This is a genomic window from Actinomadura sp. 9N215 (assembly GCF_044326345.1).
Lineage (GTDB): Bacteria > Actinomycetota > Actinomycetes > Streptosporangiales > Streptosporangiaceae > Spirillospora.
Genome location: NZ_JBIRBA010000035.1, coordinates 1 through 19,432, shown reverse-complemented (window position 1 = coordinate 19,432; position 19,432 = coordinate 1). Strand labels below are relative to the sequence as shown.

The 19,432-nt window shown below is 66.4% G+C and carries 11 protein-coding genes and 1 pseudogene; 9 read left to right on the top strand and 3 right to left on the bottom strand.

Annotated elements, in window-relative coordinates:
• Positions 1-27: 27 nt before the first annotated feature.
• The 4 genes from ACH34T_RS38635 to ACH34T_RS38620 all read left to right on the top strand — a co-directional run bounded on the left by ACH34T_RS38635 (position 28) and on the right by ACH34T_RS38620 (position 2,933).
• A complete protein-coding gene (locus tag ACH34T_RS38635; RefSeq protein ID WP_396025952.1) occupies positions 28-519 on the top strand; it encodes a DUF2975 domain-containing protein in 492 nt (163 codons plus the stop codon).
• Positions 519-740: a helix-turn-helix domain-containing protein gene (locus ACH34T_RS38630; RefSeq protein ID WP_396025951.1), complete on the top strand. Its 222-nt coding sequence runs from the start codon at positions 519-521 to the stop codon at positions 738-740. Before ACH34T_RS38635 ends, ACH34T_RS38630 begins: the two co-directional genes overlap by 1 nt.
• 334 nt (positions 741-1,074) lie before the next feature.
• Entirely contained in the window at positions 1,075-2,286 is a 1,212-nt protein-coding gene (locus ACH34T_RS38625; RefSeq protein ID WP_396025950.1) for a hypothetical protein, read from the top strand.
• Positions 2,287-2,792: 506 nt separating this feature from the next.
• Complete coding sequence (locus ACH34T_RS38620) at positions 2,793-2,933, top strand: hypothetical protein (protein WP_396025949.1); 141 nt, start codon at positions 2,793-2,795, stop codon at positions 2,931-2,933.
• A 480-nt stretch (positions 2,934-3,413) separates the two neighbouring features.
• On the opposite strand, the gene ACH34T_RS38615 is transcribed toward ACH34T_RS38620, so the two are convergent.
• A complete protein-coding gene (locus ACH34T_RS38615; protein ID WP_396025948.1) occupies positions 3,414-3,941 on the bottom strand; it encodes a luciferase family protein in 528 nt (175 codons plus the stop codon).
• A gap of 112 nt (positions 3,942-4,053) precedes the next feature.
• Between ACH34T_RS38615 and ACH34T_RS38610 the strand changes: the two genes are divergently transcribed.
• Positions 4,054-4,428: a winged helix-turn-helix transcriptional regulator gene (locus tag ACH34T_RS38610; protein WP_396025947.1), complete on the top strand. Its 375-nt coding sequence runs from the start codon at positions 4,054-4,056 to the stop codon at positions 4,426-4,428.
• Between the two features lie 80 nt (positions 4,429-4,508).
• Here the strand turns inward: ACH34T_RS38610 and ACH34T_RS38605 are convergent, their stop codons facing one another.
• The gene (locus ACH34T_RS38605; RefSeq protein ID WP_396025946.1) at positions 4,509-4,736 is read right to left on the bottom strand and encodes a hypothetical protein; all 228 of its coding nucleotides are present in this window, start codon (positions 4,734-4,736) and stop codon (positions 4,509-4,511) included.
• 389 nt (positions 4,737-5,125) lie between these two features.
• Positions 5,126-5,257: pseudogene (locus ACH34T_RS38600) on the bottom strand (IS3 family transposase); the annotation flags it as partial.
• A 571-nt stretch (positions 5,258-5,828) separates the two neighbouring features.
• Here ACH34T_RS38600 and ACH34T_RS38595 point away from each other — a divergent pair.
• The 4 genes from ACH34T_RS38595 to ACH34T_RS38580 all read left to right on the top strand — a co-directional run.
• Positions 5,829-9,728, top strand: coding sequence for an RICIN domain-containing protein (locus ACH34T_RS38595; RefSeq protein ID WP_396025945.1), 3,900 nt, complete (start codon positions 5,829-5,831; stop codon positions 9,726-9,728).
• 79 nt (positions 9,729-9,807) lie between these two features.
• Entirely contained in the window at positions 9,808-16,959 is a 7,152-nt protein-coding gene (locus tag ACH34T_RS38590) for a polymorphic toxin-type HINT domain-containing protein (protein WP_396025944.1), read from the top strand.
• Positions 16,960-17,106: 147 nt separating this feature from the next.
• A complete protein-coding gene (locus tag ACH34T_RS38585) occupies positions 17,107-19,053 on the top strand; it encodes a WD40 repeat domain-containing protein (RefSeq protein ID WP_396025943.1) in 1,947 nt (648 codons plus the stop codon).
• Between the two features lie 240 nt (positions 19,054-19,293).
• On the top strand, positions 19,294-19,432 hold a 139-nt coding region (locus tag ACH34T_RS38580; RefSeq protein WP_395992756.1), incomplete at its 3' end, for a transposase.

Genomic DNA, 19,432 nt, shown 5'->3' with positions numbered 1-19,432 from the left:
CATCGAAACTCGATGGAAGGGTCGGCCATGGGAAAGCTGGCAGTGCGCGCACTGCGCGCCGTGCTCGCGGTGGTACTCACCGGCACCATGTTCGTCCAGGCACTTATGCTGTGGACGCTGGTCAGCGGGAACGACCCCGAGGACGGGTCACTCCCGCTGACCCCGCTGCGCGTGACCACGATCCTCGGCCTCGGGACGGTCCAGGTCACCCTGGTCTGCATATGGCGGCTGGTGACGATGGTGCGACGCGGAACCGTGTTCTCCCACGCCGCCTTCCGATACGTCGACGTCATCATCGGCGCGATAGTGGCGGCCGCCCTGGTGTGGTTCACGGTCACGGCCCTCAACGCGCCCGACCAGCGCGACGACCCGGGCGTCACCGTCATCATGGGCGGGGTCGGCGTGGCCATCCTGGGCGGCGCGCTCCTGGTGCTCGTGCTGCGGATGCTGCTCGCCCAGGCCGTCGCGCGCGACGTCGAAGCGGCGCAGATGCAGGCCGAGCTGGACGAGGTGATCTGATGCCGATCGCCGTCGACATCGACGTGATGCTGGCCAAACGAAAGATGTCCGTAGGCGAGCTCGCCGACCGCGTAGGGATCACGCCCGCCAACCTGGCGGTACTCAAGAACGGCCGCGCCAAGGCCGTGCGCTTCACGACCCTCGCCGCGCTCTGCGAGGTGTTCAAATGCCAGCCAGGCGACCTGCTGCGCTGGGAAGCCGAGGACACCACCGGCCGATGACGTGCCCAGGGCGGGCGTGAAACGCCTGGCACCACCGGCCGTGACACCGCACGTAGACCGCATGGACCTGGAGCGCCGATCACCCGCAACACCGTCCCGACCCCGTCGGGCAGATTCCGGTTGGCCCGCGGTTGGCCCGCACCGCAAAGATCACGGAGTTCTCGACGCCGCGACCTAACGCCCGAGTCCCAGCTCGGCCCAGTCCCAGAGCGGGAACTACGCTCTATGACAACCTCGGCAATGACCCGATCTGCCTACACTAGGTCGGCGAAGTCGACCCCATGTCGGTCGTAAACGTACGGTACCGACCCAGCCTGCATCCCGGAACGGTTTCATGACGGACGAGATCACACTGCCCGACGCCGATGATTTGTGGGCGGAGGCGGCGGCATTGGCCGTGCTGCCGGCGCTCATCCCGGCCATGGAACCGATGGGGTTCGGGTTGGTGGACGGTGGGCTGCGGAGCGGGGACGTCGGTAACGGCTGGTGGGGGATGTCGTGGATCGGGGGCGGCCGGGCGGTCGTGTACGGCTACGACAACGACGGCAGTCAGACCCGTGCGCAGGTACTGCCCATCGATCTGCTCGCGGGCGGGCCCGGGTGGCTGCCGTGGGAATGGCTCGACAAGACGATCCGTGATGCCGAGATCCTGGCGTTCGTGTATTGGTGGGACGGGGAGTCCTGGGCGCGGACCCCCTATCCAGAGGGCATGAACGACGGGGCCGCAGGCGGGTCCCACGATGTCGAGGATTCGTACTGGTACCTGGCCGAGGACTACAGCGACGCGGTCACCGCGTACTACGCGCTGGTAAGCGCATGCCGCGCACGTACGGTGGATCGGGCCGTGATCGAGGCGTTGATCAGCCCGCTGGACGCTGAGACCGTGGCCGAGGAGTTCGGCCTTGACGGCACGGAGGGAATCTTCGACATCGACGGCGCCCTGGCGGTAGCGGAGAAGATCGGGGTGAGGCCGGGCTCTGATCGACCCGAGCTCCCGGCGGGAAACGGCGAGCCTCCGGGGCGCCGCGTGTTCATCATCGAGCCGGCGCAGGCCAGGAACATCGTCGGGGCCGCCATGAGCGCCGCGCGGGAGGCGGAACGGCCGCCACCCGCCGCCGGTGACGTCCTGAACGACGTGGTCGAGTGGATGCGAGCCAACGGGCACGAGGAGGTCAGGGCGGCCTTCATCGGGCACCCGCGGCACCCGTTCGCCCTGCGCCACGCCAACGGCACGGACTGGCTCGACGAGAAATTCTCCGAGCTGCTCAACGCGTGGCGGGAGGATGAAGGCGACGACCGGTCGGGACGCTGGCTGTACGTGCAGGTCCACGCACCCCTTGGTGAGGTGAACGTCGAGCGCGCCTACGACCATCGCCCCGCGTTCTGGACGGGCTTCTACGTGCACGAACCGCTGGACAGGCTGCGCGAGGAGATGGCGCGACGCGACGCGGCCTGGCGGCCCGGGTGGGCCTCCATGCTCGATGTGGACTACTTCAAGGACGGCGCGCCGCCGGACCTGTGCTGGCGGCCCGGCACCGCCAGGTAAACCCACGACGCGGCCAGGGCGACGATCCCGAGCTGAGCCAAGCCCCACGTTCCTTGCCCTGTCGGGCGACGATGCGCCCTCCAAGAACGACGGCATGCTCGGCACCTGGGTCTTCTACCACCTGCTGACCACCTTCGACTACAAGGGCCGGGAGCTGATCCTGCGCCGTCCGCCCCCCGGAGCGGCCAGGAAGGTACGCGTCGCCGCCCGGGCGGGCGCCAAGCCCCTGCCGATGTGGCTGGCCCGGGATCACTATGTGCACAGCCTGGGCAGCATTGCCGACTCCGGCCCGCGAGTGGTGGGCGTGAACCTCGGCGGAGGCGGCGAGGCCGTAGCGGGCGTGCCCAGGGAGGTGCCCAAGATGTTGGGGGTTCGCACCGACTACGACCGTCTGCTCGAGACCGGTGCCCAAGGCCACCCGGCCGTCACCTACCCCTGCTACCCGGCGGAGATCCGCTTCGGCGACGCAGTCGCCAAGAAAGGTCTACTGCGAAACGAACCCAAATATGCCGGTCAACGATCCCTGGCCCTCTGGGACAGGGATCGACTCGACGGGCTGGTTCGCCCACAGCTTCTTCAAGCCCTACAACGTCACCCTCGACTTCACCGACATGAACGTCCACATCGCCCGTGGCGAAGTCACCTGATCGCTGCCGGAGACTGGCCAGCCTGGTCGACGTCTCGCGGGTTGTGCTCGACTCCGCGCAGGTGCGGGCGAAAAGGGGGCGAACACACAGGTCCGAGCCTCGTGGACGAGGTAAGCCGGGTTTCAAGATGCACATCTTGTCGGACGCGAACGGACTGCCGCCGGTCGTCGGTGTCTCGGGCGCTAAGCGTCCACGACAGCCAGGGCTTGAGGCCGATGCCGGTCGGTCGGTCGCCAGCCGAGACACGACCCCGACCGCGGCCGCCGACAAAGCCCATGACCGTCCCGACCTGCGCAACCGAAGTTGGAAACGCGAGGACCAGGGCGATGACTCCGACAGTTGTCATGCAACGGCTCATCTGGGGTCAGCCATGGTGAGATGGGCGCGGAGGGCGGCCGCGCCGGATTCGGTGAGCCAATCGGTGAGGGTTCGCATTCCAGGATGGACAACGCGCAGGGCCTCGATGTCGAGGACGCTGTGTCAGCCGTTCAGCCCGGCTGGGTCTGCGGCGCGCGGTTCACCGGGCGTCTGCGTCTGGGGGCGGAGGTTGTGGCCGGTGGCGTAGTGGTAGGACGCTGTGACCACGGTCTTGGTGATTTCCAGTTCGTTGTCGGTGCGCGGGCCGTAGAGCATCACCACATTGATTGTGGGGGAGTAGAGCGGGTGCCGCTCGCCCCAGCCCTTGGCGATGAGATCTTGCTGGTCGTCCTGCGACAGGGCCAGGTGCAGGCTGCCGTCAGGGTGCACGTGGACGAACTCGGCGTTCAATCGTGGTGGCAGCAGCACCGCCCCGGAGGGCGGAAGCGTGTCGTTGAGAAAGAAGGCCAGCGATCCCGGCTCGGAGACCTCGCTGGGACGGATGACCGCCCCGTCCAGGCTGTCGGCCATCCACTGCTTGAGCCGCTCGGACAGGTGGTCGGGGCTGTTCTGGCTGAGTTGGACGTGGGGGACCGACGGGCCGGTCTCGGGGCGATGACCGGTACGAGCGGGCAGGTTGAGATCAGCCATGATGTCGTTCCTCCTTATTGCCGGATCCTCCGGCGAATGGAAAGCTAACATCCTTGAGCTAGTAGGTTCCTAGAGGAAAGTGACTTCCCAGGGAGTGATGAAGGAGGCGGTAATGCGTAGACCTGTCGATGCGACCGAGGCGTGCCCCATCAGTCCCGTGGTGGATCTGGTGTTCAGCCGGTGGTCCACACCGATCCTGTGGGTGCTGAAGGAACACGGACGGCAGCGGTTCGTGCAGATCCAGCGTCACCTGCCCGCCATCACCTCGAAGGTGCTTACTCAACGCCTCCGGCAACTGGAACGAGACGGGCTCATCACCCGCGCGTACTACGCGGAGATCCCGCCCCGGGTGGAGTACGAGATCAGCGACCTGGGACGCACCCTCAGCCCGGTTTTCGCCGCCCTCACCCAATGGTCCGACACGCATTTCGCAAACGTGGAAGCAGCCCGCCACGCCTACGACGCGACCGACCGCCCCGCTCCTTGAGGAAGAACCGCTCCCGTCGCGAAGTGACGTTATGACCCGCCCCGTCCGGTTCCCACCCCCGAACGCCCGCGCGACCGAACTCACCCGCGCAGCTGCGCGCTGCTCTCAAGCGAGCCGGACGGATACGCCACGTCGAGCAGGACGTCGAACGGCTGCGGCAAATCTTCCGCGCCGAGCACATGCGGCTGCCCGACCTGGTCGAACAGGCCATGGGCCGCCAGCCAACCGCATTGCTGGGCCAGCTTGAAGCCGCCTGCTCCGCCGAGCAAGACCTGGCCGAAGCCGTCGAGGAGGACTTCACCCAGCACCCTGACGCCAGATCATCAACAGCTTCCCTGGAGTCGGCCCGCTGATCGGCACCCCGCATCCTTGCCGAGCTCGGCGACGACCGTACCCGCTTCGCCGAGGCCCGCAGCCTGAAAGCCTCCGCCGGGTCAGCACCGGTCACCGGGCCAGCGGCCGGTCCCGGCACATCGTGACCCGCAAGGTGAAGAACGACCGCCTGGCCGCCGCCGGCTACGTCTGGGCCTTCGCCGCCTTCCGCCCTCACCTGGGGCACGAGCCCACTACGACCGCCGCCGAGCCGTCGGCGACGCTCACACCGCCGCCTGTTCAACCGCCTGATCGGCTACCTGTTCCACTGCCTCCAGACCCGCCGCACCTACGTCGAAGCGATCTCTTCCGCCCCGCCTGACGGCATCGCATTGGCCAGTTCGATGCGGGTGCGCCAGCGCTGCCGGTTGAGCAGTTCGGTCTGCATCCGCCCCCAGAACGACTCGATAACCGCGTTGTCGAAGCAATCGCCGATCGAGCCCATCGAAGCGACCAGCTCCTCGTCCGAGTGATCGATGTCCGTGACAGGCATAGACGCACTGCGGGGCCGAGCGTCGTGTGGTGTCGCAATGCAGTTGTTCACAAGATCGTGGCGCAGACCGGAACAGTGGGCCTGGAACTCCGCTGTACAACGTGCGGTTTAGAAGTCGCATTCTCATGCTGTGTGCCGGCGTGTTAAGACACGACCTCGGCGGGGAAGTGTCACTGGCCTGCTACTTAGAGCAGCGAATAGGTCATTTAAACATCGACTGATGGCCGGATCAGGTCAGAACCCTGATTGCGTTCCGAGGTTGGATGTTCACCTTTTGTCGTCAACCTCGGCATGGGGATTTAGAGAGGACGCTTATGCGGTTCATGTGGGATACTCAACCGCAGTGTGATCTAGACCACATATTTGATGAGGTAATTACCCTTTCGGGTCGGCGATCTCCGGTTTACTTTTAGCGCATCTTTGACGGGCTTAACCTTGCGAGGTCATGGTGCGCGTCTCTGCTGGTCGGGTCTTATTGCTTCTGTCATTGCTTGTTGACGGGATGTGGCGGCGTTCCCGAGGCCTTTCGGGGTTGATGTCACTGGTTCTGCTGGCCTCGCTGGTTTCGGTGCCTGTCGTCTCCGCGCAGGCGAAAGAGACCGCTCCTGCTCCGACGCCCATGGACGCCGCGTCGACGAAGGCCAGGCAGACCGGTGATCCGGTCGAGGTCGCCGGGCGGACGTCGGAGACCAGGAAGTTGACCGCCCTGCCCGATGGGCAGTTCGAGCTGGAGACGGCGCCGGTTCCCGTCCGCGTCCAGCGGGATGGTGTCTTCCACGACGCTGACTTGACGCTGCAGCGGACGGCCGGGGGCGGATACGCGTCGCGGATGTCGGTCAACGGGGTGACGTTCGGCGGCGGTGGCGATGACGTCCTGGCCACGATGACCAGGGACGGCAAGAGCTTGACGCTGACCTGGCCGGGGGCGAGGCTTCCGGTGCCCGTGCTGGACGGCCCGAGCGCCACTTTTGTGAACGGCGGCGGCGCGGGAGTGGACCTGGTGGTGCGCTCGACGCCGGCCGGGTGGTCCCACTACGTCGTGGTGAAGACGCCGGAGGCGGCGAGTGACCCGGGGCTGGCCAAGATCGAGTTCGGGGTCCGTGCTTCGGGCGTCCAGCTGAAGGAGCTGTCCGGCAACCGGCTGGCGGCTGTGGACGAGGCCGGAAACGAGGTCTTCGCCGCACCTGAACCGTTGATGTGGGAGGGGCAGGCGAACGCGGCGGACGGGGCGTCCGTGAGTACCGAGGAGATCGCGGCCGGGCCGGCGCCCAAGGCGAGTGTGGCGCCGATGGCGGTGGCTACAGGCGATGGCGTGCTGACGTTGACCCCCGATCTGGACCTGCTCACGGCCGCGGATGCCAAGTTCCCGATCGTGCTGGATCCGTCGTGGCAGACCTGGAACGGACGCAGGGAAGGCGACAGCGACGGAGGCAGCGCCAAGGGGTCCGGCTGGGCCTATGTCGATCAGGTGTTCCCGAACCAGTCGTACTGGAAGCCGGACCGGTTGCCCACGGGTCGTGAAATCGAGGACCACACCAACAAGCGTTCTTATGTCCGGATGGATTCCACGCCGCTGCACGAATGGTCGGGCAGCGTTCAGGTCAAGGTCAACTCGGCCGCCATCACCTTTGACGTGCTGCATGCGTGGTCGTGCACGGCACGTGATGTCCGCTTGTACAACGTTGAGCACATCTATTCGTCCACGACCTACAACTCGCGTCCGGGCGCGTTCATCCCCGAGGGTTCGGGTTGGGAGACGAATGGCCTCGCGACCGCTTCGGTCAATGTCGGACGCCCCGAGTGCGGGGATGGCGGGTCGTCGAACGACGTGACGTTCACCCATTCCCATCTGACCCGTCTCGTCCAGTGGGCGACGGACCACCGGTGGGACTTCTTCACGATTGGGCTTTTCCCGGACGCGGACTACAACGACACCCACACCTGGAAGGTGATGGACGTCGATCCACGGATGGTCGTGAAGTTCTCCCGGTATCCCATGCCGGTCAAGGACGTCCACATGAAGAACGGCGGGACGGCCAAGTACGGATGTGTGCGCGGTAGCGGACGTCCGTGGTTCGGGGTTTCCAGGGATCGGACCGCCAATGCGCTGGTCACCGACTATGACGGTGACAACTCGGGTGGGTTCGATGGGCAGCCGCTGGCGGCCGAGTACGAGCTGGCTCCCCTTGGCAAGCCCGAGGAGAGCTGGAATCGCTGGGTCCCGCCACAGGGCACGTTTCAACATGCCGGCGCTGACGGCTATTTGCATGCGTCGTTGACGGTGGTCAAGGGTGATGATTTCCCAGCGACTCCTGACGGCGGGACGAGTTGGATGTGGCGCGTCCGCGGGCTGGACGATACGAACCTGCGCGGTCCATGGTCGGCCTGGTGCGAGTACACGGTGGACGCCCGCAGACCGAACACGCCGGAGGTGTCATCGCCCGAATACCCTGCCGGCGCGACCTCGGGATATGACCCGGTCGCCCGGAAATATGTGCCGGGCAACTTCACCCTCGCGCCCGCCGGTTCCGGCGACGTGGTGACGTACCACTACAAGTTCGCCGACGGAACCGAAGGAACGAAGGCGGTCACGGCGGGCGCGTCGTCGACCATTTCGTGGACGCCGAAGCGGTTCGGACCCCAGTGGGTCGAGGTGACGACATTCGACCGGGCCGGCAATCCGAGCGTCGCGAAGAAGTACGAGTTCGGCGTGGAGCAGCCCCCGCGCGACGCGGCCTGGTCGATGGACGAGCCCACCGGCAACGTCGCCCGCGCCGTCGGAGGGAACGGCTCGGTGAACCCGAACGCCGATCTGGTCTTCGGTGGCGGCACGGCGTTCGGAGAGGCGGGCAATCTCGGCGCGGCCTCACCGACCGACCGCGCGATTCGCCTCGACGGTTCGTCGCAGTTCGGCGAAGTGAAGCCGTGGACGGATCTGGAAGGCAATCCGGTCACCCTGGTCGACACCAGCCAGCGGTTCATGTTCTCGACCTGGCTGAAGCTCGCCTCCGTCCAAGGTGACCAGGTGGCGGTCAGCCAGGCCGCGGCCGACGGGACGGTCTTCGAACTCGGCTTTCTCGGCGGCAAATGGACGTTCCGGCATCGCAAGGCCGACGGCACCGTCCTGACGGCCGTCACGCGCGACATGGCGCAGGCGGGGGACGGGCAACCGTGGACCGCTCACTGGGTTTCGCTGATGGCCGGCTACGACCCGGTCAAACAGGAGCTCTGGCTGCGGACCCAGGCCGAGGGGAGCCGCCAGGTGTGCGACCCCGCCGAACCGTGGAACTGCACCACCAAGAGGGTCATGCCGCCAGAGGTCAAGACCGCCCCCACGGCCTGGGGGCCAGCGGCCGGTTCGGGATCCCTGCTGGTCGGCGCGACACCCGGCGCCGCCTCGGGCAAGAGCGCATTCTGGAACGGCTGGGTGGACGATTCTCAGCTGTGGCCGCTCGCGCACCCGGACGAATCCGTCCTGGACGTGATCTACGCCGAGTCGGTGCAGAATCGTGAATTCGCAGGCAGGACGCTGCGCCTGAACAACGTCAATTCCGGTCATTGCCTGGACGTCGCGGGCGCCGGTACGGAAAACGGCACCAATGTGCAGCAGTGGAACTGCAACGCGCACCCGGCGCAGGATTGGCAGTTCACCGATGTCGGCGACGGTTACTACACGTTGACCAGTGCCAACAGCGGCAAATGCCTGGACGTGGACGGGACGGACGGTTCAGGCACCGCCGACGGCCGCAACGTGTGGCAGTACGAGTGCAACGGCAGCACGGGTCAGCAGTGGAAGCCGGAGAAGAAGGCCGGGGGCCACTGGCTGAAGTCCCGGCGGAGCGACAAATGCCTGACCGTTGACTCGGGCTCGGCGAACCCGGGGGCGAACGTCCTGCAGTGGTCTTGCGCGGACCCGGTCGCCGAGGAGCAGCTGTGGAACATCACCGCGCTGAAGCGCCATCACCTCGACGGAATCAAGTATCGGCTGCGTGTCGCCAGCACTCAGAAGTGCCTGGACGTCGCGGGCGGTTCCACGGCCGACAAGATCTTCGTGATGCCGTGGACGTGCAATGGCGGTCCCTGGCAGGACTGGAAGTTCGCTGATTACGGCGACGGCTATTTCATGCTCATCAACGTCAACACCATGAACGGCGATCCGGCGGCGGTCCGGTGCCTTGAGGTGGCCGACGCCCGGACGCAGGCCGGCGCCGCCGTCCAGCAGGGCACCTGCGAACCCGGGGCTGAGCATCAACTGTGGAAGGTCGCCGGCGTCGCCGACGACGGCGGCCTCGGCTACCGCCTGATCGCCAAGCACAGTGCGCTGGTCGCCGACGCGAAGGACGACGGAGCGCCGGAGAACGCGCGCGTGCTCCAGGCCGAGCCCGCAGAGCCGATACCACTGCGCCATATCTGGAAGTTGGAGTACCGGCCGTGAGGGCATGGGCGGCGGCAGGCCGCAACAGCCGGATTCCGGACGCGAAACCTGTGGTGCCTTTCGTGGAAATGAGGCGTCGGTGAAAGGTGTGTTGCGCGTCCTCGGCCGGGCGTATGGCCTGATCGGCGCTGTGGCGGTCCTTCTCGTCATGGTGCTGCTGGCCGGGATGGCCGGCGAGGCGGCCGCCGCGGCGCGGCCCACCCTGTCGGAGGACGGCGCCGCCCGTCGTCCGGCCACCCAGAAGACGCCTCGCGTCAAGGGCGAGGCGGTCAAGGCCCGGGCCGCGGAGCTTCCCGGCACGCCCGGGACGCCGATCACAGCCAAGCCCGCCGCGCCGGTCTGGCCGGAGCCCGGCCAGGGCACCGCGGATCTGTCCGCGCTGACCACCAAGGACGGCTTGGCCCCCGGCGGCCGGACTGCCGGAGGATGGGCGCAGGCCGGAAAGCTACCGGTCTGGGTCGGCGCGCCCACCCCTCGCAAGGGGGAGCGCGCGGCGGCGCCAGCGGTCCCGCCGCGCGTGCGAGTGAAGATGGCCGACCGCAAGACCGCCGAGAAGGCGCGCAGCGAAGTGATCGCGACGGTGTCGGCGGCGCAGGCCGGCAGCGTCAAGGTCGGGCTCAGCTATGCGCGGTTCAGGAACGCCCACGGCGGCGACTGGGCGTCCCGGCTCCGCCTGGTGCAGCTGCCCGCATGTGCCCTCACCACACCTGAGCAGGCGCGATGCCTGCAGCGCACCGTGCTGCCCACCGTCAACGACGCCAAGACCGCGACGTTGTCGTCTGATGTGTCCGTCCCCGCCGGGGCGGAGAACTCGACGGTGCTGGCGGTTGAATCAGGGCCGTCCGGTCCGTCCGGCGACTGGGGCGCCACCAGCCTGACTCCGGCGTCCAACTGGAACGCGGGCAGCAACACCGGCGAGTTCTCCTGGAACTATCCGATGCGGCTGCCTCCGGTCCCCGGTGAGCTGATGCCCGAGGTCACCATCGCCTACAGCTCCGGGGCGGTGGACGGCAAGACCGCCGCCGACAACTCCCAGGCGTCATGGATCGGTGACGGTTTCGACTACTGGCCCGGATTCATCGAACGCAAATACAAGCCCTGCATCGATGCCGGCCACGCCTCCGGTGACCTTTGCTGGGGCCGTCATAATGCCGTGCTGTCACTTAACGGCCGTTCCACCGAACTGCTCTACGACACCGCCGCGAAGACCTGGCGTCCTCGCGTCGACGACGGCTCCACCATCGAACGGCTCGCCGGCGCCACCAACGGCGACCATGACGGCGAGTACTGGAAGCTGACCGATATGGACGGCGTCCAGTACTACTTCGGTGTTAATCGTCCGGACGACTGGGAGAACGGCAAGACCGAGACCAATTCGGCCTGGACCGTCCCGGTCTACGGCGACGACGACGGCGAACCCTGCCACGAAAGCAGTTTCAAGGACTCCTGGTGTCAGAAGGCGTGGCGATGGAATCTCGACCACGTCGTCGACCCGCACAGCAGCACCATCACCTACTTCTACAAGAAAGAGACCAACCACTACACCCGCTATCTGCAGACCAGCGGCGGCACCAAGTACAACTCCGGCGGATATCTGAGTCACATCGACTACGGTCAGCGCAAGGGCGCCACCTACGGCGTCAAGGCGGCCGCCCGCATCCGCTTCACCGTCTCCGACCGCACCGACCTGCCCGACGACCGGATCTGCGACGACGACGAGACCTGCGGATTCGGCAAGACCTCGCCGACGTTCTTCGACCGCAAGCGCCTCACCAAGGTCACCACCAAGCTCCGCGACGACCAGGCGACCGGCGCCGAGGACCCCGGCTACAAGATCGTCGACACCTGGGATCTGGGCCAGACCTACCAGAACAGCGCGCTCTGGCTGCACACCATCGACCAGACCGGCCGTGACGGCGCCGACACCAAGGCCCCGCGTATCACGCTGTTCGGCCAGCTCATGACCAACCGCGTGATCACCGGGCGGTCCGGTACCGGCGTCGACGCCCTGCCCGGATATGACCGGCCCCGCCTGGTCGGCATCGACAACGGCACCGGCGCGACCACCACCATCGGCTATTCCGACCCCTACGCCAGCCCCACCCCGGCGGGGGAGTGCGTCTATTCGGCCGGAAACATGCCCGACCCGAAGAACAACACCACACGCTGCTTCCCGGTGAAATGGGAGCAACCCGACGGAAAACTGATCAACGACTGGTACCACAAGTACGTCGCCGACTACATCATCGAGGCCGACAACACCGGCCAGTCCAGATCGCAGACCACTAAATACCACTACCTCGGTGGTGCCGCCTGGCGGTACGCCGAGGATGACGGGATGACCAAGGACAAATGGCGTACGTGGTCGCAGTGGCGCGGTTACGCCAAAGTCCGCACCGTCACCGGCGACGGCCTGAACGGCGAACAACAGTCGCGCGCCGAGACCGCCTATGCCCGTGGAATGGACGGAAACTACCAGGGCAAGGGCAATCCCCGGCAGAGCGTGACGGTCACCGACTCCAAGAATCTGCTCGGCGGGATCGGCGACATCGACGTGCTCGCCGGTACCGTCCTGGAAACCCGCACCTTCAACGGAGCGTTCACCGACGCCGCCGAAATCGGTGCGAGCGTGTCGCGGCCCAAGTGGACCAAGACTCTCAGCCGCACCTTCCACGACACCAATTCCGACGACGACATCACCGTCGACGGCGGACGCGTCCAGCCCCAGTGGACCAGGAGCCGATCCCGCAAGGCCGACGGCACCGACTTCAACACCCAGACCACCTACGACTACGACTCCCTGGGCCGGACCGTCGCCGTCGACGACGAAGGCGACCTCACCACCACCCACGACGACACCTGCGCCCGCACGGTCTTCCCCAGCGGCACCGCCCCCGCCGGCGCGATCCAGACCCTGCCGATCCGCACCCTGTCGGTGTCGGTCGACTGCGACGACGACACCAGCCACGAACCCAACCTCGTCGCCGCCGACATGATCTCCGACACGAAGGTCATCTACGACGGCAAGACCTACGGCGCGTACCCGACCGTGGGTAATGCCACCAGGACGGAGAAGGCCACCGGCGTCTCGGACGGCCGCTCCACCATGGCGCCCGCAGTCACCACCAAGTACGACGGCTATGGCCGCGTTCTGGAAGCCACACAGGTGGGCGACCCCGCCACGCCCGACGACGACCGCACCACCAAGTCCGGCTACACCGACGCGGCCGAGGGCTGGCTGAAATCCAGCACCCTCACCACCCCGCCGGTCAGCGTCGGCGGCGCGACCCCGGTCGGCTTCACCACGACCACCGAGTACAACCCCGCCCGCGGCATGCCCACCAAGATCACCGACCCCAACGGACGGGTCGGCGAGGGTGAGTACGACGGGCTGGGACGTCTCGCCCGGGCCTGGCTGCCCAACAACACCCGCAGGAACAACCCGGACCGGCCGTCCACCACCTACGCCTACGCCTTCCCCAGCGACGGCAACCCGGTCTCGGTCACCACCAAGACGCTCACCAAGACCGATCCGGTCACCTACGAGGCCTCAGTCGAGCTGTTCGACGGCATGCTGCGGCCCCGCCAGTCGCAGAACGAGGCCGTGGGCGGCGGACGGACGGTCACCGACACCAAGTACGACAGCCGCGGACTGGCCTTCAAGACCAACGCCGCCTACGTGCTCACCGGCGACCCGTCCGGCGTGCTGACCACCGCTGACGACAACCAGATCCCCAGCCAGACACTCAGCACCTACGACGGTGCCGAACGCATCCTGGCCACGACGCTCTACAGCTACTCCACCAAGAAGTGGACCACCACCAACAAGTACGACGGAGAGCGCACCACGGTCGTCCCGCCCTCGGGCGCGATGCCGACGGCGTCCCTCACCGACGCCCTCGGCCGGACGGTGGAGAGCCGCCAGTACAAGACCGCCGACCTGGACGGCGCCTACCTGGCGACCAAGATCGTCTACGACGGCGCGGGCCGCCCCTCCGAGGCCCGGGACGCTGCGGGCAACGTGTGGAAGACGACCTATGACGTGCAGGGTCGCCCGGCCTCCAGCACCACCCCCGACAAGGGCACCTCGACCGTCACCTATGACTTCTTCGACCAGGTCAGCACCAGCACCGACGCCCGGGGCACCACGCTAAGCCACACCTACGACAGACTCGGCCGTCCCGTCGCGGTCAAGAACGGCGCCACGCCGCTGACCTCCATGACCTACGACACCGTCCCCTACGCCAGGGGGCTGCCCGCCACCGCCACCCGGCACATCGGCAACGACGCGTACACCACCGCCATCACCGGCTACGACGGGCTCTACCAGGCCAAGGGCACGACGGTCACGATCCCGGCGTCCGAGGGCGCGCTCGCCGGGACCTACACCACCACGCAGACCTACAACTTCAACGGCTCCCCGCTGACCACGTCCTATCCGGCGGTCGGTGGCGGCACCGGACTGCCCGCCGAGGACGTCACCACCGAATACAACAGCGACGGCCTGCCCGACTGGACGCACGGCCTGGCCGCGTACGTGGCCGACACCGTCTACGACGGGCACGGCGACATCACCCAGCTCGCCATGGCGTCGGTGTCCGACAAGTTCATCTGGCAGACCTTCGACCGCGACCCGGCCACCAATCGCCTGACCCGCTCCACCGTCAAGCGGCAATCCTCGTCGGCCGCCTACGACCTGGAGACCAAGTACGACTACACCGACGCCGGTTCGATCAGATCCATCCTGACCAACACAGCGGACAAACCCGCCGACCGACAATGCTTCACCTACGACTACGCCCAACGCGTGACCGAGGCTTGGTCGACGACGAACAACGACTGCGCTGCCGCCCCCACCACCGGCACCATCGGTGGGCCCGCCCCCTACTGGACGAGCTACCAGTACGACCCGTCCGGCAATTACGGCGACAAGGTCGGCAACCGCACCAAGGAAACCCAGCACGCCTTTACCGGCGGGCCCACCGCTGACAAAACCCGCACCTACACCTACCCCGCGCCCCTCGGAAACAGCGGGGTCGACAGCCCCCATGCGCTGAAGTCGCTCACCGAAACACAAGGTGGCAACAGCGTCACGGACCTGTACACCTACGACCAGACTGGCAACACCACCACGCGTCCCGGCCAGAAACTCCTCTGGGACGCCGAAGGCAACCTGTCCAAGATCACCGACGACGCCGGCAAGGAACTGGCCAGCTTCATCTACGACGCCGCGGGCAATCGCCTCATCCGCAAGGACACCAACGGCAAGACCCTCTACCTGCCCAGCCAAGAGGTAAAGGTCTCCAATAGCGGAACCGTCAGCGCGATCCGCTACTACAGCCACGCCGGGCAGACCGTCGCCTACCGCACCGGCACGTCCAGTTCCACCATCCAATTCCTCATCCCCGACTATCAGGGCAGCGCGGACACCACCGTTAACGCCATCGATCAGAACACCTGGAGCTACCGCCGCTTTGCACCCTTCGGCACCGAGCGCAGCGGCCCCCTGGGCACCTGGCCCGCCATTCTCGACAAGGGCTATGTCGGCGGCACCAAGGACGCCAGCACCGGCCTCACCCACCTCGGCGCCCGCGAATACGACCCCCTCACCGGACGTTTCCTCAGCGCCGACCCCGTCACCGGCGGCGGCGACCCCCTCACCGCCAACGGCTACTCCTACGCCGGCAACAATCCCGTCGACCACGCCGACCCCACCGGCCAATACCGCGACGGCGGCTTCCGCCCCGGCGGCAGCAGCTACGGCAATCACGGCAACGCCGAACGCTGGGACAATGCCCATCAGCACAGCAACGCATTCCGTCGCGGCGGAGGTGGACGCGCCCGCGTTCCGCAGCCATCATTGCCGGGAGGCGGCGGCTGCTGGGTCGGCTGCAGAGGCACCGTCGGCGGAGACCCCGTACCGGTCAAGAAACACTGCGGCTGGAAATGCAAAGTCGGCAAGGCAGGCGGCTTCATCAAGAAGCACCAGGCCACCATCGCCGGAATCGCGGCAGGCGCAGCATGCGCGGCCGCCACCGGTGGCGCCGCAGTCGTCGGCTGCGCCGCCATCGCCGGATGGGTCTACGGCGCGGTCAGCTACCACCAGAACACACCAGCCGACCAACGAACACTCCTGGGCGGCTTCAAATCCGCCCTCACCGGCGCAGCAATAGAAGTCGGCATGACGGTAACCGGCATCAAAGTCGCCGGAGTCGTGAGCCCCCTGGTCAGAAGAGTCGCACCCAAGATCCTCAACAAGCTCCGCGGCAAGCCGAAGGGCGGCAGCCCAGGCGGAGCCGGCAACGGCGCGGCGAAGACCGCGCCCGCAGCGGCCAAGAGCAGCGGAAAAGCCACAGCGAGCAGGCCTGTAAGCGGCGGACAAAGTCCCTGCAACAGCTTCGTGCCCAGCGCCTCCGTCCTCATGGCCGACGGCACTCGCAAGGCCATCGACAAGATCAAGGTCGGCGACAAGGTCCAAGCCACCGACCCCGCCACCGGAACGACCTCAACTCAGCCAGTCGTCGCCACCATCACCGACACCGGCGCCAAACGCCTGGTCCAACTCACCGTCGACACCGATGGCAAACAGGGCGGCGAGACCAGCGTCCTAACCGCCACCGACGGCCACCCCTTCTGGACCCCCACCACCGCCACCTGGACCGACGCCGAAAAGCTCAAGCCCGGCATGTGGCTCCGCACCAGCGCCGGCACCCACGTCCAGCTCACCGCCGTCAAGACCCGCACCGCACACCAACGCGTCCACAACCTCACCGTCGCGGGCACACACACGTACTATGTGGCCTCAGGAACAACGTCCGTCCTCGTCCACAACTGCAAGGTAAAGGTATGGGACATCCTCGACGCTGATCCGCAGGATCCTATTCCTGGAAATATGGGTAACTGGAATGGAGCAGACCTGGCGGACGGCTCCTATCACTATGTAGTGAATCTCGATTGGACAGTGCGCGCGGTGCACGACGATGAGCTATTTTCATATTCGCAGCACGTCGGGCATACGAGTCTGGCCGAGCAGCGCTCCGTCCTCATGGCGGGCTTGTTCGATGTCGAAGATGGTGCAATAGTGATGTTCAACAACGGGTCTGGTCATTACCGTCCGAAAGACCTGGCCGAACACGTGCCTATTGAGGATGTCGCACGGGCGGCCTTCGAGAACAACGGATTTACAGTGTCGGGTGGGGCCGTGTGGGCGCCATGGCCATCACGCAGCTAGCCATGAAATAGAAGTGCCTGACGCGCGTAGGGAGTCGAGGGCGGGTTAATGGGAGTCGCCGAGCTCGGGGAATGGATAAGGCGATCGTTCGAGTCAAACGCTTTCGCCGCGCGTCGGCTGCGTTGCTTTGACAGTGCGAGAGGGTGGGTGCCGTACGAGGAGGCGGCGGCGTCGACAGAATGGCGCGTGGATTGGGCTACCGAGACCGATATGGATCCGAGGCTGCTGTTCGGATTGCATCTTGGAATGGTGTCAGCGGTGGCCATGGACGTGGTTTCTGAACGTCCGCTGATCGCGGGCTTTGTCGATGCGGGCCCGATGGAGTATCGGCTGTGGGCCTGTGATCTGCTTTCCGGCAGGACAATCGAGACCTTCTGCGAGGCAGTCGCGACCTGCCTGTCGTTCGGGCATCTGGATGGCGAACCGGCCCTGGTGAGCGGACACGAGGACGGACGCCTCCAATTCTGGAGCATGGCGGATGGGAGCCTGCAGAACACCATCGTCACCTGCGATGAAAAGCTGCGTGATCTGTACCTGGCCGGCTCGGAAGCCGTGACCCGAGACTGGACAGGAAGCATCAGGCGATGGTCAGTACCGACGGGCGAACTCCTAGGGGTAATCACGCCCTCACAAGGGCTGGCATTGTGCGGCGGACGGCTCACCGACGGCCGGCATGTCCTGCTGACCTGCGATGAGGGGCTGACACTGTGGGACGTCCCGTCCTGGTATCCGCAGCGGCTTCCTGTGCCGTCAGAATTCAAGAATGTCCGAGGCGCGATGCTGTCCATCGTGGACGGACGCGATTGCGTGACCATCATCAACGAATACTTCCTGGCCGCCACCTTCGATCTGGAAACATTCGTCCAGATCGGCGCACCGATCGCCGGCCATATCAACCGGAGAGGAGGTGAGTTGACGAGGATATGGCGTGGATCAGAACCGCACGCGAAACCGGCAGTTGTGGGCGAGACGATCGTGGTCCCCACCCGATGGCGAGTCCACCTCTGGGATCTGCGCACCCGGCATGAGGAGCGGCCACCACTCGCCGGCCCAGTCGCGCAATCCCGCGTGGCAGCGGTGCACTGGCAGGGGCGCGACCTGCTGCTCACCGCGTCTTCCTACGACGGCGTCCTGGCCCTGCACGACCTGGGAAGGCCCGTCGACCGCGAGCCAGGCCACGATCAACGAATCTCCGGAATCGCACTGACGCCCGCCAAAGACGCCGTGGTCAGCGTCGACGAGGGCGGGACGATCCTGGCGCGGCGGGCTTCGGACGGCCACCCACTGGCCGCGCCTTTGAACACCGGCGTGGAGGTGACGCACGCGATCACGGCATGGCAGGACCAAGGCGACATCATCGCGGCAACGGGAAGCGGCTCAACCGACGTCTCCGACAAAAGGCTGTACCGCTGGAATGTGACACGCGGCGGCAGGCACGGAGAACCGATCGAGGCGCACCGCCGGTTCGTGCCATGGATCCAACGCGCGCAGGTGCGAGAAGAAGAAGTACTCGTCACCACGGGAGGGGCGCTGCCGCCACGCGTCGGACAGCCGAGCGTCATCCGGGTCTGGAGCACCGGCGACGGAGCCTTGCTGGGCGAGGCTTCGACGGATACCCGATCCATGACCAGCGGATTCGTCACAGGGATCATCGATGGTCATCCGGTGGCGGTGCTGTCCACCTATTCCCAGCCGATGACCTTGCTCGCTTTGGACGATCTGTCCGCGCCACTGCGCCACATCCCCCAAGCCGAAGACGACATCGTCCTGGACATCATCAACTCCCACATCATCGCCGCGGCGGCCACGCCAGAACATAATCCGTCCGGCGAGATCCACGCCTGGGACGCCGCCGGCAACCGTTTCGGCCCCGGCGTCCAAGGCACCACCGGCGCCACGGCAGTCGCGGTGAAAGAATGGCCCGAGATCTATATCGGCTGGGAGGACGGCACCGTCACGCTCGTCGACCTGACAACCGGCGAGCTACGTAAAGCCCGACGATTCCCCAGAAGGCCGACCGCCCTGACCGTGCTCGGGAACGGCGGCCTGATCGTTGCATTCGGAAGCGACCTGGCCCGCGTCGCCATCCCCTGAGTCAGTTGGCGGCGAGTTAGTGCGCAGGCGTAACGTGATCGTTTGGATCCGCGGTGCTGAAGGTGGCCCGTCCGTCCGATCCCCGCCTGCGCGTTACCGCCCTCGGCGCGGAGTCGCACTAGTGCAACGAACACGTTCTTCGGCCTGTCGACCTCGACCTGCCCCCACCTGGCGGCGCGCATCGTCGGACTAGGGCCTGTCTGATAAAGGTCATCCCGGGTTTGGGGCTGGTCCGGTTGGATGATCGCTGTGGTGAGGCGAGGCGAGCTGACCGATGCTGCCTGGGCGCAGATCGAGCCGTTGCTGCCGCGGGATGCCGGGCCCGGTCGTCGGTGGCGTGATCACCGGCAGGTGGTCAACGGCATTCTGTGGCGGTTGC

Coding starts and splice junctions, on each gene's coding strand:
- ACH34T_RS38635 (WP_396025952.1), top strand. CDS start 28: ATGGGAAAGCTGGCAGTGCGCGCACTGCGCGCCGTGCTCGCGGTGGTA.
- ACH34T_RS38630 (WP_396025951.1), top strand. CDS start 519: ATGCCGATCGCCGTCGACATCGACGTGATGCTGGCCAAACGAAAGATG.
- ACH34T_RS38625 (WP_396025950.1), top strand. CDS start 1,075: ATGACGGACGAGATCACACTGCCCGACGCCGATGATTTGTGGGCGGAG.
- ACH34T_RS38620 (WP_396025949.1), top strand. CDS start 2,793: ATGCCGGTCAACGATCCCTGGCCCTCTGGGACAGGGATCGACTCGACG.
- ACH34T_RS38615 (WP_396025948.1), bottom strand. CDS start 3,941: ATGGCTGATCTCAACCTGCCCGCTCGTACCGGTCATCGCCCCGAGACC.
- ACH34T_RS38610 (WP_396025947.1), top strand. CDS start 4,054: ATGCGTAGACCTGTCGATGCGACCGAGGCGTGCCCCATCAGTCCCGTG.
- ACH34T_RS38595 (WP_396025945.1), top strand. CDS start 5,829: ATGTCACTGGTTCTGCTGGCCTCGCTGGTTTCGGTGCCTGTCGTCTCC.